The 13,160-nt window shown below is 66.7% G+C and carries 12 protein-coding genes and 1 tRNA gene; 7 read left to right on the forward strand and 6 right to left on the reverse strand.

The window, feature by feature from the left end:
* The first annotated feature begins 15 nt into the window (after positions 1 to 15).
* On the forward strand, positions 16 to 963 hold the full coding sequence (locus HMPREF9336_RS11480) for a GTP pyrophosphokinase (protein WP_007467180.1): 948 nt from the start codon (positions 16 to 18) through the stop codon (positions 961 to 963).
* A 65-nt stretch (positions 964 to 1,028) separates the two neighbouring features.
* Positions 1,029 to 1,553 (forward strand): spermidine N1-acetyltransferase, encoded by a 525-nt coding sequence (gene speG, locus HMPREF9336_RS11485; RefSeq protein ID WP_007467182.1) that lies wholly within the window; start codon positions 1,029 to 1,031, stop codon positions 1,551 to 1,553.
* 38 nt (positions 1,554 to 1,591) lie between these two features.
* On the opposite strand, the gene HMPREF9336_RS11490 is transcribed toward speG, so the two are convergent.
* The 5 genes from HMPREF9336_RS11490 to HMPREF9336_RS11510 all read right to left on the reverse strand — a co-directional run bounded on the left by HMPREF9336_RS11490 (position 1,592) and on the right by HMPREF9336_RS11510 (position 6,543).
* The gene (locus HMPREF9336_RS11490; RefSeq protein ID WP_007467183.1) at positions 1,592 to 2,845 is read right to left on the reverse strand and encodes an HNH endonuclease signature motif containing protein; all 1,254 of its coding nucleotides are present in this window, start codon (positions 2,843 to 2,845) and stop codon (positions 1,592 to 1,594) included.
* A 95-nt stretch (positions 2,846 to 2,940) separates the two neighbouring features.
* Complete coding sequence (locus tag HMPREF9336_RS11495) at positions 2,941 to 3,498, reverse strand: hypothetical protein (RefSeq protein WP_007467185.1); 558 nt, start codon at positions 3,496 to 3,498, stop codon at positions 2,941 to 2,943.
* The gene (locus HMPREF9336_RS11500; RefSeq protein WP_021030549.1) at positions 3,495 to 4,121 is read right to left on the reverse strand and encodes a sensor domain-containing protein; all 627 of its coding nucleotides are present in this window, start codon (positions 4,119 to 4,121) and stop codon (positions 3,495 to 3,497) included. Before HMPREF9336_RS11500 ends, HMPREF9336_RS11495 begins: the two co-directional genes overlap by 4 nt.
* Positions 4,122 to 4,191: 70 nt before the next feature.
* Positions 4,192 to 4,920: a sensor domain-containing protein gene (locus tag HMPREF9336_RS11505; RefSeq protein WP_084206679.1), complete on the reverse strand. Its 729-nt coding sequence runs from the start codon at positions 4,918 to 4,920 to the stop codon at positions 4,192 to 4,194.
* An 18-nt stretch (positions 4,921 to 4,938) separates the two neighbouring features.
* On the reverse strand, positions 4,939 to 6,543 hold the full coding sequence (locus HMPREF9336_RS11510) for an adenylate/guanylate cyclase domain-containing protein (protein ID WP_007467191.1): 1,605 nt from the start codon (positions 6,541 to 6,543) through the stop codon (positions 4,939 to 4,941).
* Between the two features lie 42 nt (positions 6,544 to 6,585).
* Between HMPREF9336_RS11510 and nucS the strand changes: the two genes are divergently transcribed.
* From nucS to HMPREF9336_RS11530, 4 genes are all read left to right on the forward strand, one after another.
* Positions 6,586 to 7,245 carry an endonuclease NucS gene (gene nucS, locus HMPREF9336_RS11515; RefSeq protein ID WP_007467193.1) on the forward strand — a complete coding sequence of 220 codons (660 nt, stop codon included), beginning with the start codon at positions 6,586 to 6,588 and terminating at the stop codon, positions 7,243 to 7,245.
* A gap of 266 nt (positions 7,246 to 7,511) precedes the next feature.
* Positions 7,512 to 10,229: a discoidin domain-containing protein gene (locus tag HMPREF9336_RS11520; protein WP_021030551.1), complete on the forward strand. Its 2,718-nt coding sequence runs from the start codon at positions 7,512 to 7,514 to the stop codon at positions 10,227 to 10,229.
* Positions 10,230 to 10,274: 45 nt separating this feature from the next.
* Positions 10,275 to 10,940, forward strand: coding sequence for an O-methyltransferase (locus tag HMPREF9336_RS11525; protein ID WP_007467195.1), 666 nt, complete (start codon positions 10,275 to 10,277; stop codon positions 10,938 to 10,940).
* Positions 10,941 to 11,000: 60 nt separating this feature from the next.
* Positions 11,001 to 12,215 (forward strand): serine hydrolase domain-containing protein, encoded by a 1,215-nt coding sequence (locus HMPREF9336_RS11530; protein WP_051357344.1) that lies wholly within the window; start codon positions 11,001 to 11,003, stop codon positions 12,213 to 12,215.
* Between the two features lie 34 nt (positions 12,216 to 12,249).
* Here the strand turns inward: HMPREF9336_RS11530 and HMPREF9336_RS11535 are convergent, their stop codons facing one another.
* The gene (locus HMPREF9336_RS11535) at positions 12,250 to 12,894 is read right to left on the reverse strand and encodes a hypothetical protein (protein ID WP_021030552.1); all 645 of its coding nucleotides are present in this window, start codon (positions 12,892 to 12,894) and stop codon (positions 12,250 to 12,252) included.
* Between the two features lie 172 nt (positions 12,895 to 13,066).
* On the opposite strand from HMPREF9336_RS11535, the gene HMPREF9336_RS11540 reads away from it, so the two are divergent.
* A tRNA-Val gene (locus HMPREF9336_RS11540) sits at positions 13,067 to 13,140 on the forward strand.
* Positions 13,141 to 13,160: the final 20 nt, after the last annotated feature.

Raw genomic sequence — 13,160 nt, forward strand, 5'->3', positions numbered from 1 at the left:
AGTGACAATAGTCTCATGCCGAAACTCGAAGAAGCGGTTGCCGCTCTTTACAGTAAGAAGAAAAGTTCGTGGTCAAGGGCTGGTGACTTAGCGAAAGACTTTTTGCGCGAAGTGGTCATGGGCGCGGATCCAGCTGGAGAGTACGGGTACTCGATCAGCGAGCCGCGCATCAAGAACCAGGAACGCGCTATAACGAAGCTTCGAGCGCGAGTCGACGGCATTCGGGAGGAAGATCTGGCGCAGAAGGTGGAGAGTCTCATCAGCGACTGGGTCGGGGTGAAGCTCACGTGCAATAACACAGACGAAGCGAAGGTCGCTATTGCCAAGCTGCGAAGCCTGTGCCAGTCAGGGAAGAACATCACATTCGCGCAAAAGAGGGGCAAAGACGATGTGGTGGACTACATCGCGCAGCCGAAAGAATCAGGCTACCGGGCTTTCCACGCTGTGTTGGTCATGCCCGTCTTGGCTCCTGATGGCGAGTTTCCTGGGGTCAAGGTCGAGGTGCAGATAAAGACTCGACTGCAGGATGCCTGGGGAGAGCTGACGCATGAGAACTTTTACAAAAATAGCGATGGCTCGGAGCCCACAGCGTTCCACAATGCGTTGGCGAAGACCATGGCTGACCTGCTTGCTTCTGTCGACGAACTTGCGCAGAAGGTCGCCGACGACATCAAAGCGCAGAACGCGCGGGCCATTGCCCAACCGCGCAGCAAAGCGGAGTTGGTGACAGTGGTACGCGTTGAACCAACGTTTGCGCTGGTATCGGCAGAGGACGGACGGCAGGGGCTTATTCGCGCGTCGTATCTCAGGGCGCTGCTCGCTGAGGAGAAAACGATCAACCCGGACGAGTACATCAGTGTCGATGACCATCTCGAAATGGGTGCCAAGCTGTGGGCGCTTCGCGAGGCCGCAGAGAATGAAAAGCTCTATTTCAACCCCACTAGTCTCGGTGCCGACAGGTAGACGATTTGTTCTCGGGGCTCGGGACGGGCTCTTCGGATGTGGACCGGGGTCGCTAGACTGCAAGCATGGATCCTGCTCCTGAAGTGCTGTTACGTCCGCTGGAGCGTCCAGATCTGCCGTTCGTGCACCGGGTGGCGAACGATTCGCGGGCCATGTCGTACTGGTTCGAGGAGCCGTTCGAGTCCCTTGCGGAGCTGGTGGACATCTACGAGCGGCACATCCACGATGTGCGCGAGCGCCGGTTCATCATCGAGCGCGAAGGCCAGCAGGCGGGCGTCGTGGAATTGATGGAGATCGACTACATCCACCGCAACTGCGAGTTCGCCATCGCGATTGTGCCGGAGTTCCAGGGGCAGGGGATCGCGTACGAGGCGACGCGGGCCGGGATCCGCCATGCCTTCGACATCCTCAACCTGCACAAGGTGTATCTGCTCGTGGACGTGGAGAACGTCAAAGCCGTCCATGTGTACGAGAAGGTCGGCTTTGTGGCGGAAGGCGTGCTCCGCGAGGAGTTCTTCGCTTCGGGCGGGTACCGTGACGCAGTCCGGATGGCGATTTTCCAGCGGGACTACTGGGCGCAGGCGGAGTGATCAGCCTGGTGCGGGGGATAGTGACGGCAGGGCGTGTTTTAGCCGGGGTTGGTGGTGTAGTGCTGGCCGGTGGGTGATGTCCATAGGATTGTTCCGTCTGGACTCTGTTTGTCTCGCCATTTGCCGTGGGTTTTTGCTCGGTGGTGGTGTTTGCAGAGTCGTTTTATGTTTTGGGGGACTGTCTGCCCGCCTGATTCTGGGTTGTGGTGGTTGAAGGGGTGCGTATGGTCGAGTTCTGTTCTCGCTCGGCGGTGGCAGCCTGGGAATCGACAATGCCCGTCGCGGGCGTTCACATGGGTTTCGACTGCTTGGGTTGGTTTGTAGTGCTCAGGCTTGGTGGTGAAGCGGATGTTCTTCGCGGCTTTCGCCAGTTTCTGGGCGAGTTCGGGGTCGATGGGTGATCCGTTGAGCCAAGCGGGGAGGTCGGAGAGGTTGGCGAGGACGGCGAGGTCCACGACGAGTTCGACGGGTTTGGCTTGGGGCGCGGGCCGGTGGGCGGCCTGGCACGTTTCTTTGCCGCATTCGCAGTGGAGTTTGTCTTCCCCGTTCCTGGCGAGGGCTGTGAGCGCGTCGGCCCGGCGGGTCCACATGGCTCTCGGGTCTCCAGGGCAGACGGTCCTTGCGGCGGCGTCGAGCCGGTCTTTCACCAGGGCGGCTTCCATGAGCGGCAGGGTGCCCCAGATTTTCGCCATCCCGTCCCCGACCGGCTGGAAGAACAATCCTCGTTCGGCGTGCGCCCGCTCGCGCCGCTCGCGAGTCCATTCGGAGTCCCAGCGGATGTACTGGGCTTCGATCAACCCTTGGATCTTCGATTGGGAGTGCAACCGCCAACGCGGAGCCCGCTCCGCCAACCAGGCGTCGAGCCTCTCCCGCCACCCCGCGGGAGCGGACTCCAACGACTTGCCCACCAAACGGGCGGTCTTCGCGGTGACCTCCCCGGCGGCGAGCCTCGCGCCGAGCTTGGGGTAGCGCTCGGTGATGTTCTCCGCGAACGACAACATGCCCTTCGCCTCCCTGGACGAGACCCCGAGCGCCGGGGCGAGTTCAAGGATCGCCGCCTCACGGATCGAGAACGAGAAAATCCCCTTCCCGCCCTGACGCTCCTCCGCCAGCTTCCGCTCGGCGATATCCTCCGCGACGGAGACGACGGCCTCCGCCTTCAACGCCAATAACACAGCCTCAGCGCGCTCGATCTCCGCGAGGGCCGCGAACCTCGCCTTCGGCCCCGCGCGCAACTCCTCCCGGAGGCTCCTAATTTTCTCCTCCGACACGATCCCCGTCGTGCTGATCATACGTTCGACTCTACCAGAAAATGACCCAGCTCACAAGGAAAAATCGAAAGATATTTCTACCCTCGACAGACCCTGGTCGGGTGCAGGCGAGGGGGTTAGAACGTCCAGCTGCCGTGTTTGCTAAGCACGAAACCGTGCGGAGGGAAGCGCTCTTGCCCAAGGCTCTGCCTTGCCCGGCACGCGAAGAGGAATGCGTTCCCATCCCCGCTGCCGCAGGTGAGCAGAATGGCCGGGACGTTCAGAAACACCTGGAACTGCTTCCCGGTGGAGAAATGCGGGAAGTCGGCGGTGTTCCCCACGTTGTTGGCCCCGTTGAGGAACCGGACGGTCGGCTCGTTGTTGCCCTCGATATCGATCCGGGCGACGTTCTCCCCGTTCGGCATGCCGGGCAGATCGCCGACGCAAGCGACATCCGCAGGAGGCATCTGGAAATTCCCCCAAGCCTGCAACCGCAGGCGGCAGTACACCCCTTCGGCGGGGGAGAAGATGTTCTCGACCGGCCATTGCTTCCCATCGGTCGGGCTGAAGCCGTCCGGGTACTTGACCGCGGTCATCGGCAGCGAGTCGATATCCGGGAACTCGGGGTCGGCTCCCGCCGGGGCGGCGGGGAGCGCGAATGCGGCGCAGGCCAGCGCGAGGAGGAGCTTCTTCATCGGTCGGCCCGGCCCGTCATCTCCACGAGGAGCCTCGTGAGCGGGATTTTCGTCGGCGAGTATTCGCAGACTTTCGCCTGCAGCACCAGATTATTCCGCATGATGCTGGCGAAGTCGCACTGCCAATGGGCCTCTTGGACCTCGTCTTTGTGCCAGCCGATCCCGTTGCCTGCGGTGACGAGGTCTTTGAACGCCCAATGCTCGGGGTCGCTGCCCCCTGCGGGGAAGGTCATCTCAATGGGCTTGCCGAGCGCGAGGCAGTTGCGCACGGCCGAGGTCACCGCGTTCTGCGCCGCTGTGGCTTCGGCGGCGCTGTCGAAGACCCCGACCACCTGTTTGACGAAGTATCCGCCCTTCTCGGGTTTGTCCCGCATCAGCGAGATCCGGAAGCCGGTCAACCCGTTGCCGCCGAACGTCGAGGGCAGGCCGATATCCGCGGCCTCGGCGCAGGCAGGGGTGTCGGTCTCGAAGTCCTGGTAGGGCTCGTCGGAGGGGTTCTCCATCGTGACTGGAGCCCCGACCACCGTGTTGACTTCATCGACCGAGAGCAGGATGCGCGGAATGTCGTCCGGCTTCGCGGGCTCGGCGACGGCAGGAGGGGCGATGAGGACAGCGCTGAGCATCGCCAAAACAGAAATCCCACGAACCCGAACAGTAGCCATACCTGCTGATGGTAGCGGCTGCGGCCAAGGCTCAGCTGGTCGGAGCCGGTTCTGGGGCCGGGAGCTCGGGGGCCGCCTGCGGGATCCGGGCGACCATGGCGTTCAGCAGCTCCGTCGCCGGTCCCTTCGGCGGCGGGGTGCGCTCGCAGACCAGCGCCTGGAGCAGCGCGTTGTCCTGCGCCTGGCTGACGAGGCCGCATTGCCAGCCGTTCTCCTGGTTCTCGACTTTGCGCCAAGAGATCCGGTCGGCCGCGGCGTTCATGTTGACGAACGTCCAGTCCTTGCCCGCGCTGCCGGAAGTCGTGTCGTCCTCGCGCGCGGCGAGGCTCTGGGCTTTCAAACACGCCGCCGTGCGCGTGATGAGTTCGCCTTGCGCGGCGGCCGCCGCCGCCGAGCTGCCGAAGACCCCGACCGCCTGTTTGACGATGTGGCGGCCATCCTCCGAGTCGTCGCGCAGCAGCGAGCCGTGGAAGCTTGTGAGGTCGGGGCGGCCGAAGATCCGGGGCGTCCCGACGTCAGCCGCGTCCGCGCAGGCCGGGAGGCTGGTTTGAAAGTCTTGCCGAGGCCCGTCGAACGGGCTTTCCGTCGTGAGCGGGAGGGCGAGCAGGGCCGCCGCGTCGGCGATCGGCAGGACGATCTGGCTCGCGCCGTTGGAGGGCACGGCGGCGGCTCCTCGCGTTGCGGCGAAGGCCCCGGACACGCTGAGGATGATCGCGCAGACGAGTCGTGCGCGGGATCGACTGATCCGGAGAAGGCTCATGCCCTCTGATGGTAGCCGTTACACGCTCTGGGCGACGGGCTGGACAGCAGGCTGCACAGCGGATTGGACGATCGGCTGCGCCAGGCGCGTCGGATTGGTCCGGCCGCGCAGGACGATTTCCTCGCAAAGCTCCCACTTCGCGGCCTCGGACGTCGCGGAGCCCGCGGCCTCTGTCGCGGCGAGCGCCGCTCCGGAGGCCAGCACCCGGCCAGGCTTGGTCTTGGCGAGTTCGCACAGCCGGGAGGCCTCGTTCACCGGGTCTCCGATCACTGTGTACTCGAACCGCTGGTCCGAGCCGATGTTGCCCGCGACCGCGATCCCGTACGAGACGCCGATGCCCGCCTGGAGTTCGGGCACCTCCTTCGCGAGGCGGCGGCTGATCGCGCGGGCCGCCTGCAAGGCGCTGCCCGACGGGTCTTCCAAAAGGGAGGGCGCGCCGAAGACGGCGAGGGCCCCGTCGCCCTCGAACTTGTTGATGAAGCCGCCGCGTTTGTCCACTTCGGCGACGATCACTTTGAAGAACCGGTTCAGCAGGCGCACCACTTCGATCGGCGGACGGGTCGCCGCGATCGTCGTCGAGCCGATGATGTCCACGAACAGCACCGCGATGTTGCGGTCCTCGCCGCCGAGCTCGGGGGCCTGGGTGAGCGCGGCGCGGGCCACCTCTTTCCCGACGTGCCTGCCGAAGATCTCACGGATCTCCTCGCGCTCCTGCAGGCCGTGCGCCATGACGTTGAACCCGCTTTGCAGCTCGCCGACCTCCGTGCCGTCGTAGACGACGACCCGCGCGGCGAAATCGCCCTGGCTGATGCGCTTCATCGCGTTGCGCAGACCGCCGATCGGCACGGTCACGGCACGGATCGTGAGATACGTGACGTACAGCCCGGTGACGAGGGCGACCACGCCGAGCGAGAGCACCACGACCGCGAGGCGGTCTTTGGAGACTGTGTCCACCACCAGCGCGTACACGGCGAGGATCATCAGGACGAGGATCGGCACGGCGGTGGACAACGCCCAGTAGACCAGGCTGCGGCGGGCCACCCCGCTGCGCTGGCGCAGCTGGACGGACTGCAGGGCGAGCGCTGCGATGGGCCGGAGCGAGAACTCGGTGAGCAAGTACGCGATGGTGCAGACGAGGATCGCGGACAAGATGGTGCCGAGCAGGATCTTCCAGATCAATTCCGGGTACACCAGCCCGTAGAGCAGGGTGAACAGTCCCGCGCCGATCCCCCAGAGTATCCCCTGCACCCGGGTGAGCCGCCAGGGCACCTCGAACACGCGGCGGGCCTCCTGCTCGGAGGGGGTCCGCTCCGCGTTGGCCCAGTCCAGCACGCGCAGGCTCTCGACTGTCCCCATGATGGCCCCGATGACGACGGCGAACATCAGGTACAGCGGCAGCGCGACGAAGTTGATCAGGATCAGGTTGCCGTCGAACGGGTCGAACGGTCCGGGCAGGACGGCTCCGATGAGCGCCATGTCCAGGAACATGCCGCCGATGTTGGCGATGATGATGGAGGAGGACAGGAGGAGCTGCACCCGGATCCGACGGATTCGGGCGTTCTCGTCCGGCCTGCCGAGCAGGCGCGAGCCGAGCGGGGCTGCGCTCGCGCGGTCTGTGCTCATGGGATGAGACTACCGGGGAGCGCAAGAGGGTAGGATCGCCCGGTGCGTTTGGTGATTGCGACATGCGAGGTCGAATACGCGGGGCGCCTCGCGGCGCGGTTGCCTGCGGCGAAGCGCCTGATCGTCGTGAAGGCCGACGGCTCCGTGCTCGTGCATTCCGACGGCGGCTCGTACAAGCCGCTGAACTGGATGTCCCCGCCGTGCTGGCGCACCGAGACCGAGGCCGGCTGGACGGTCGTCAACAAAGCGGGGGAGGAATTGCGGATCACCTTCCTCGAGGTGGAGCACGACTCCGAGCACGAGCTCGGCGTGGACCCCGGCCTGGTCAAAGACGGCGTGGAGGCGCAGCTGCAAGCCCTGCTCGCCGAGCGCCTTGAGGCGCTGGGGCCGGGCCTGAGCCTGATCCGCCGGGAGTTCCCCACCGCGATCGGCCCGGTGGACCTTTTGTGCCGGGACGCTGCGGGGCAGGTGGTCGCCGTCGAGGTCAAACGCATGGGCGAGATCGATGGGGTGGAGCAGCTGACCCGCTACCTTGAGCTGCTCAACCGGGATCCGACCCTCGCCCCGGTGGCGGGCGTGTTCGCCGCGCAGAAGATCAAACCCCAGGCCCGCGTTCTCGCCGAAGACCGGGGCATCCGGTGCGTCGTCGTGGACTACGGCTGGCTGCAAGGCCAGGACGACGCCGAGGGGAAGCTGTTTTGATCCCTCAGCTCAAGCAGTAGGCGGGGGAAGGGCTCGTTTCTTCGCCTCCGGGGACGCCGGTCGTCACCGGTGACGCCGGTTTCGACGACCGAGCGCGGGAGCGATGCGGATACGCTCGTGCGAGCGCGGAACACTGTTTTTCCTCCTGGTCCGGCTCTGCCATGGTTGAGCCCTGTCCCGGCCGAGACCCTTGCCCGCGAAGGGTGGCAGGCAGCGACGGGACGCCTTAGACTTCTCCTCCCGTGCGCACACTCCTGGCTTCACCGATGCGGATCGTTCTAGCGCTCGCCTCGGTCGCGCTTCTGGTCGCGGCAGGGATCGTGTGGCGGCTGCGCGACCAGGCTCCCGACTCCGGGCCGAGCCGCGCGGTCGCCGCGCCTGAGTCCTGGATCCACACCGCCGACCGGTACTCTGACGACCCCTATGCCCGCGTCTTCCTCGGCAACGGGAGGATCGGCACAACGCTCGCCGGGGTCGGGCAGGGGTACGAGTCCTTCCCCGGCCGGTTCGGCTCCTATCCGCTGCTCGCCGAGCGGTACACGGGGACGTTCGTCGCGGGGTACTACGACCGCTTGGCGGTCACGCACCAGGTCGCGCAGTACGGCGGCGACGAGGACATCGTGGCGCTCCCGGCCTGGTCCGGATTATCGGTCGAGGTCGGGGGCCATGAGTACGCCCCTGGCGTCGATCCCGCGACTTTGTCGAATTTCCGGCAGACCCTCGACGAGCGCGCGGCGGTCGCGACCACCGAGGTCACCTGGACTCCCGATCCCGCCCATGCGCTCGACCTCGTGTATCGCGCGTTCGTCTCGCGGGCCGAGCCGAACCTCGCGGCGATCTCGGTCGAGGTCAAGCCCCGGTTCTCCGGCCGGATCACCGTCGCCGACCTCATCGACGGCCGCGCGATCCGCCATGCGCGGCCCGAGGGCAATGCCCGCTACGCCAATCCGCTCACCGGCACCGTCGTGGTCCGAGCCGAGGGCGAGGGCGGCAGGCTCGCGGCGGTGTCCTCCGTGTTCGCGCCGGCCCAAGGCTCGAGCGCGGCGACGGCCTCCGATGTCGGAGCAGGCTCCGCGAAGACCGCCGTGGACGAGCAGGTCAGCCCGAACCAGACGTACACGTTCACGAAATACGTCGGGATCGCCACCGAGGACGATTCCCCCGATCCCGAGGGCTTCGCGCGGCAAGCCGCCGCGCACGGCGCGGAGGAAGGCTGGGACAAGGCGTTCGCGGCGCATGAGCGCGATTGGGCGGACCTGTGGGCCTCCGACATCGTCACGCCGGGCGATCAGGACTTCCAATCCTGGATCCACAGCTCCTTCTACGCGCTGTACTCCAGCGTGCGCGCCGGAGCGCGATGGTCGGTGCCGCCCGCAGGCCTCTCCTCCGACGATTACGCGGGCTGGCTGTTCTGGGACGCGGACACCTGGATCTTCCCGACCTTGCTCGCGACGCACCCCGAGCTTGCGAGCGCAGTGGTCGATATGCGGGCGAACGCGCTGGACCAGGCGAAAGAGAACGCGAAAGCCTTCGGCTACCAGGGCGCGGTCTACCCGTGGAACAGCGGGCCCGCGATGCGCTGCCCGCCGAACAGATACAAATGCGACTGGTACGAGGAGCATTTGGAGAACGAGATCGCGCTCGCGCAATGGCAGTACTACGCCGCGACCGGAGATAAGAACTGGCTGGCGCGCTCGGGAGCCCCGGTGATCACATCGATCGCCGATTACTTGGTCTCCAGGATCGGCCCGCCCGACGCGGACGGCAGATACCACTACCGCAAAGCGGCGGGCGCGGACGAGTACGTCGAGAACATCGACGACCACGCACTGGCCGTCGCGGGAGCCAAGAACACGCTTCACCTCGCCCAGCGCGTCCGGGAAGCCCTCGGCCAGCGGGGCGATCCGAGGTGGGCCGAAACCGCGGACCGCCTCGCGATGCCTCCGGACATCGCCCCCGGCGTTCCCGCCGAGTACGAAGGCTACGCGGGCAAACAGATCAAGCAGGCGGACACGGTGCTGCTGAGCTACCCCTTCGACTACCGAGGGCCGGGGTACGACGAGCAAGCCACCGTGGACTACTACTTCCCCCGGACCGACCCGACCGGGCCGAACATGACGAACGGGATGGGCGCGATCCTCGAAGCGCAGCTCGGTCGGCCGGGATGCGCGACGGACACGTTCCTCGACCAGGCCTCTGGCCCGTACGTCAAGGGCCCGTTCGCCATGTCCGCCGAGGTCGCTCCGGACACGGCGGGCGGCAAACTGGACCCGGTCTGGGGCCGCAACGAGGCCGCGTGGATCTTCGTGACCGGGCAGGCGAGCTTCCTGCAGGCGCTGCTGATCGCCCCGACCGGCGCGCGGTTCGACGAGGACGCGTTGCGGCTGAACCCGCTTTTGCCCAAACGGTTCGCCCGAGGCGGGCTGCGCATCACCGGCTTCGCCTACCGGGGCAGCAAGCTCGACATCGAGATCGGGCCGAAGGACACCACCGTGCGCCTCGTCTCCGGCGGTCCGACGCAGATCGCCGCCCCAGACGGGCGCGGGACCGTGGCTCCCGGCAAGCCGGTGACGCTCGCGACGCGCCGCCCGGACCTCGTGCCCAGCGACAACCTCGCGCTGTGCCGCCCGGTCGCCTCGACCGAGGGCGCGTACAACTCCCTGCCGAGCGCCGCCGTGGACGGCAGCGCCGCGACCGTGTGGCGTGCGGCGGGCGACGAGGCGACGCTCACCGTGGACCTCGGGGAGCCGCGCCCCGTGCGTGAGATCGGCCTCGACTTCGGGCCGACCCCGCCGGGAAGCTCCGTCCTCGAAGTCTCGCAGGACGGAAAAACATGGACGGCCGTCGAAGCCCGCCCCCCGGCGGGGACCACGGCCAGGATGGTACGGGTAACGCTGCGCGGGGTTCCCCCGGCGAGCGGGCCGACCGGCATCGGCAAGGGGTCGCAGCCGACTCTGACCCTCGCCGAACTCTCCGTGCGCTGATCCTGGGGACTGTGCGGCGATCCTGATTTTGACTACTGTGGTGGCATGGCCAACACTTTGCAGGATCCGCGAGTCGTCGCCGCTTTAGACCGCATGTACACGGCTTCGGCGGAACAGCTCGCCCATTTCCGCAGCGGCGGGGCGCAATTCCCCGATCTCCAGTCGTCGCGCAGCGTGCATGAGCGGTCCGAGGCGGCCTCGGACATCTACATGCCGGTCACGCCCCAGACCGGCAATCTCTTGTACTCGCTCGTCCGGGCCGCGCGCCCGACCATCGTTGTCGAGTTCGGCATGTCGTTCGGGATCTCCGCGCTGCACCTTGCCGCCGCTGTGCGCGACAACGGAGTGGGCCGCGTCGTCACCACCGAGCTTTCGGAGAAAAAGATCGCCGCCTCGCGAGCCGTGTTCGCGGAGACCGGCTTGGACGACCTCATCACCATCTTCGAGGGCGACGCCACGCAGACGCTGTCCGACCTCGCGGGGCGAGTGGACTTCCTACTGCTCGACGGCTGGAAGGACCTCTATCTGCCGGTGCTGCGCCTGTTGGAGCCCCAGCTCGCCCCCGGAGCCTTGATCGTCGCCGACAACACCGAGCACCAGGGGCTGGAGCCGTATTTGGAGCATGTCCGCGACCCGGCCAACGGGTATGTGAGCTCGAATTTCGTGGTCAGGGGCGAAGACGGGATCGAGATCAGCAGCCGCGCGGTGTGACTGGATCGGTCCGCCGCGCGGAATGTGATGCGGATATCAGCGTTATGGCATGATGGGGAGATGGCATATGCATTAGAAGAAGGCCGCGCGACGCGCGAAGTCGGCCTGCAAGCGGTGAGCGGCGTTGCCGACCCTCGGTTCCATTCCCTCGTCCGGGCGTTCGGGAAGGTGTTCGCCAACGCCCGTCCCGGCGGCGGAGCGCTCGCGGTGTATCTGCGCGGCGAGCCGGTCGTGGACGTCTGGGCGGGGACGACCGACGAACTCGGCGCAAGCCCGTGGGAACGAGGCTCGGCTCCGATCATCTTCTCGGCCTCGAAAGGCCTTTCCTCCCTTGTCGTCCATCGTCTCGCGGACCGGGGGCTCATCGACTACGACCGCCCGGTCGCGGCGTACTGGCCGGAGTTCGCGGCGAACGGCAAGGAGTCCGTCACCGTGCGCGACGTCCTCGTCCACGAGGCCGGGCTGTCCCAGCTCCCCGGAATCGCGAACAACGCCAACGAACTGCTCGACCACCGTCTCATGGAGCGCCGTCTGGCCGCCGCGCCGCGCGACCGCTTCGCGCGCAAGCCCGCGTATCACGCGCTGACCATCGGGTGGCTGCTCTCCGGGCTCGCCCGCGCGGTGACCGGGAAGGACATGCGCGAGCTTTATCAGAGCGAGCTGGGAGCCCCGCTCGGGATCGACGAGGTGCATTTGGGCCGCCCGCCCGAGGACAGCCCCGTCCATCTCGTGCCGCTGGTCGACCCGTACAACAGATACGCCAAGTTGTGCAACGACCAACTGCTCGACGCTCTGTCCCGCCGCAGCAGGACCAGGGCGATCGTCGACACCGCCTACGCCGGTTCCGGCACCGCGCGGCTCCTCTGCGAGCCGCATACGGCGGGGGTGGACGCGCAAATGCCCTCGGCCAACGCCGTCGCGACCGCGCGGGCGTTGGCGAAGATCTACGCGGCGGTCGCTGGCGACGGCAGCGTCGACGGGTTCCGGCTGCTCTCCCCGGAATCGGTCGCCCGGTTCCCGCGCAAACTCGGCTTCCGCTTCGACCGGGTGCTGGGAGTCCCGATGATGTGGAACATGGGCTTTCACTCGACGCCGCTGCCGGGGCTCGCCAAAGGCTTCGGCCATGTCGGCCTCGGCGGCTGCTTCGGCTGGGCCGATCCCACGCGGCAGCTCTCCGTCGCGCTTGTGCACAACCGACTGCCGTCCACGTTCGTGTACGACCTCGGCGTGTTCGCCTGGGCGGTGCCGCTCGCCCTGCGCGCCGCGCGCCGGTAGCCGAATTGGTCCGTATCGGAGTTTCCAGCTCCGGTCAGGCCGGTTTTTTCGCGGCCTTCGGCTCGGCTTGCTGGGACGTTGTGGGTTTGGCCGGCGTTGTGGGTTTGGCTGGCGCGGGAGTCGTGGTCGGCGCTGCCTGCAGGTCGGCGGGAGCCTGCCCGCAGACCCGGTTGTGGTTGATCTGGTAGAAAACGATCGCGCTGGTGATGTTGAAGCCGAGGGAGCCGAGCTTGAACAAGTTGGGGCTGCCGGATTGCATGGCGGCCATGTCCGACGCGGCTTCGGTGACAGTTGTGGCGAGCTTGTCGGTCGAGCTGCGCAGCGAAGCGTCCTTGACGGTCGGCGAGGCGGTCTTCAGCTCTCCGCCGAGGTGGCGCAGCGAGTCTGTGATGTTCTGCAGATTCGCGACTCCGGGCGAGGCGGCGGTCGCGGCGCTGGTCGAATCCTTCTGCTGACCGCCGGTCATCTGGCTCGGATTGGCGATATACGAGCCCGCTTTGTCCCGTAGGTCGTCGATCTCGGGCTGCACCTTGCTCAGCGCCGAGCACGAGACATCGGCGGAGTCTGCGACGGGCGGAGCCGCAGGGTCAGCGCCGCTTGCCGGGGCGGTGAAGACGAGCGTCGACGCGCCCGCGACGAGCAGAGCTGTCGGAACTTTTCGGGAAATTGGTTTGCGCATGGCAACTATCGAAGCGTTCGGGGGGCGATTCGGCGGCGCGCCTCGCGAGGCGTTACCCATCCGCGTCGAAGCCACAGCCTGGCCGTGAGAAAGCATCGGGCGGGCGTTCGGCGGGACGGGTTGATCGAACTAGCAGCGGGGGGTCGCTTCGGCTATGATTCCTGGGTCTCAAGCGCGTGTAGCTCAGATGGTTAGAGCGCTGGTTTTACACACCAGCGGCCGGGGGTTCGAATCCCTCCACGCGCACTCGGCCGCGAACCCGATCG

The sequence above is a fragment of the Segniliparus rugosus ATCC BAA-974 genome (assembly GCF_000185725.2).
In the GTDB taxonomy this organism is placed as follows: Bacteria; Actinomycetota; Actinomycetes; order Mycobacteriales; family Mycobacteriaceae; genus Segniliparus; species Segniliparus rugosus.

Coding starts and splice junctions, on each gene's coding strand:
- speG (WP_007467182.1), top strand. CDS start 1,029: ATGGATCCTGCTCCTGAAGTGCTGTTACGTCCGCTGGAGCGTCCAGAT.
- HMPREF9336_RS11490 (WP_007467183.1), bottom strand. CDS start 2,845: ATGATCAGCACGACGGGGATCGTGTCGGAGGAGAAAATTAGGAGCCTC.
- HMPREF9336_RS11510 (WP_007467191.1), bottom strand. CDS start 6,543: ATGAGCACAGACCGCGCGAGCGCAGCCCCGCTCGGCTCGCGCCTGCTC.
- HMPREF9336_RS11525 (WP_007467195.1), top strand. CDS start 10,275: ATGGCCAACACTTTGCAGGATCCGCGAGTCGTCGCCGCTTTAGACCGC.
- HMPREF9336_RS11505 (WP_084206679.1), bottom strand. CDS start 4,920: ATGAGCCTTCTCCGGATCAGTCGATCCCGCGCACGACTCGTCTGCGCG.
- HMPREF9336_RS11495 (WP_007467185.1), bottom strand. CDS start 3,498: ATGAAGAAGCTCCTCCTCGCGCTGGCCTGCGCCGCATTCGCGCTCCCC.
- HMPREF9336_RS11480 (WP_007467180.1), top strand. CDS start 16: ATGCCGAAACTCGAAGAAGCGGTTGCCGCTCTTTACAGTAAGAAGAAA.
- HMPREF9336_RS11530 (WP_051357344.1), top strand. CDS start 11,001: ATGGCATATGCATTAGAAGAAGGCCGCGCGACGCGCGAAGTCGGCCTG.
- HMPREF9336_RS11535 (WP_021030552.1), bottom strand. CDS start 12,894: ATGCGCAAACCAATTTCCCGAAAAGTTCCGACAGCTCTGCTCGTCGCG.
- HMPREF9336_RS11520 (WP_021030551.1), top strand. CDS start 7,512: ATGCGGATCGTTCTAGCGCTCGCCTCGGTCGCGCTTCTGGTCGCGGCA.
- HMPREF9336_RS11500 (WP_021030549.1), bottom strand. CDS start 4,121: ATGCTCAGCGCTGTCCTCATCGCCCCTCCTGCCGTCGCCGAGCCCGCG.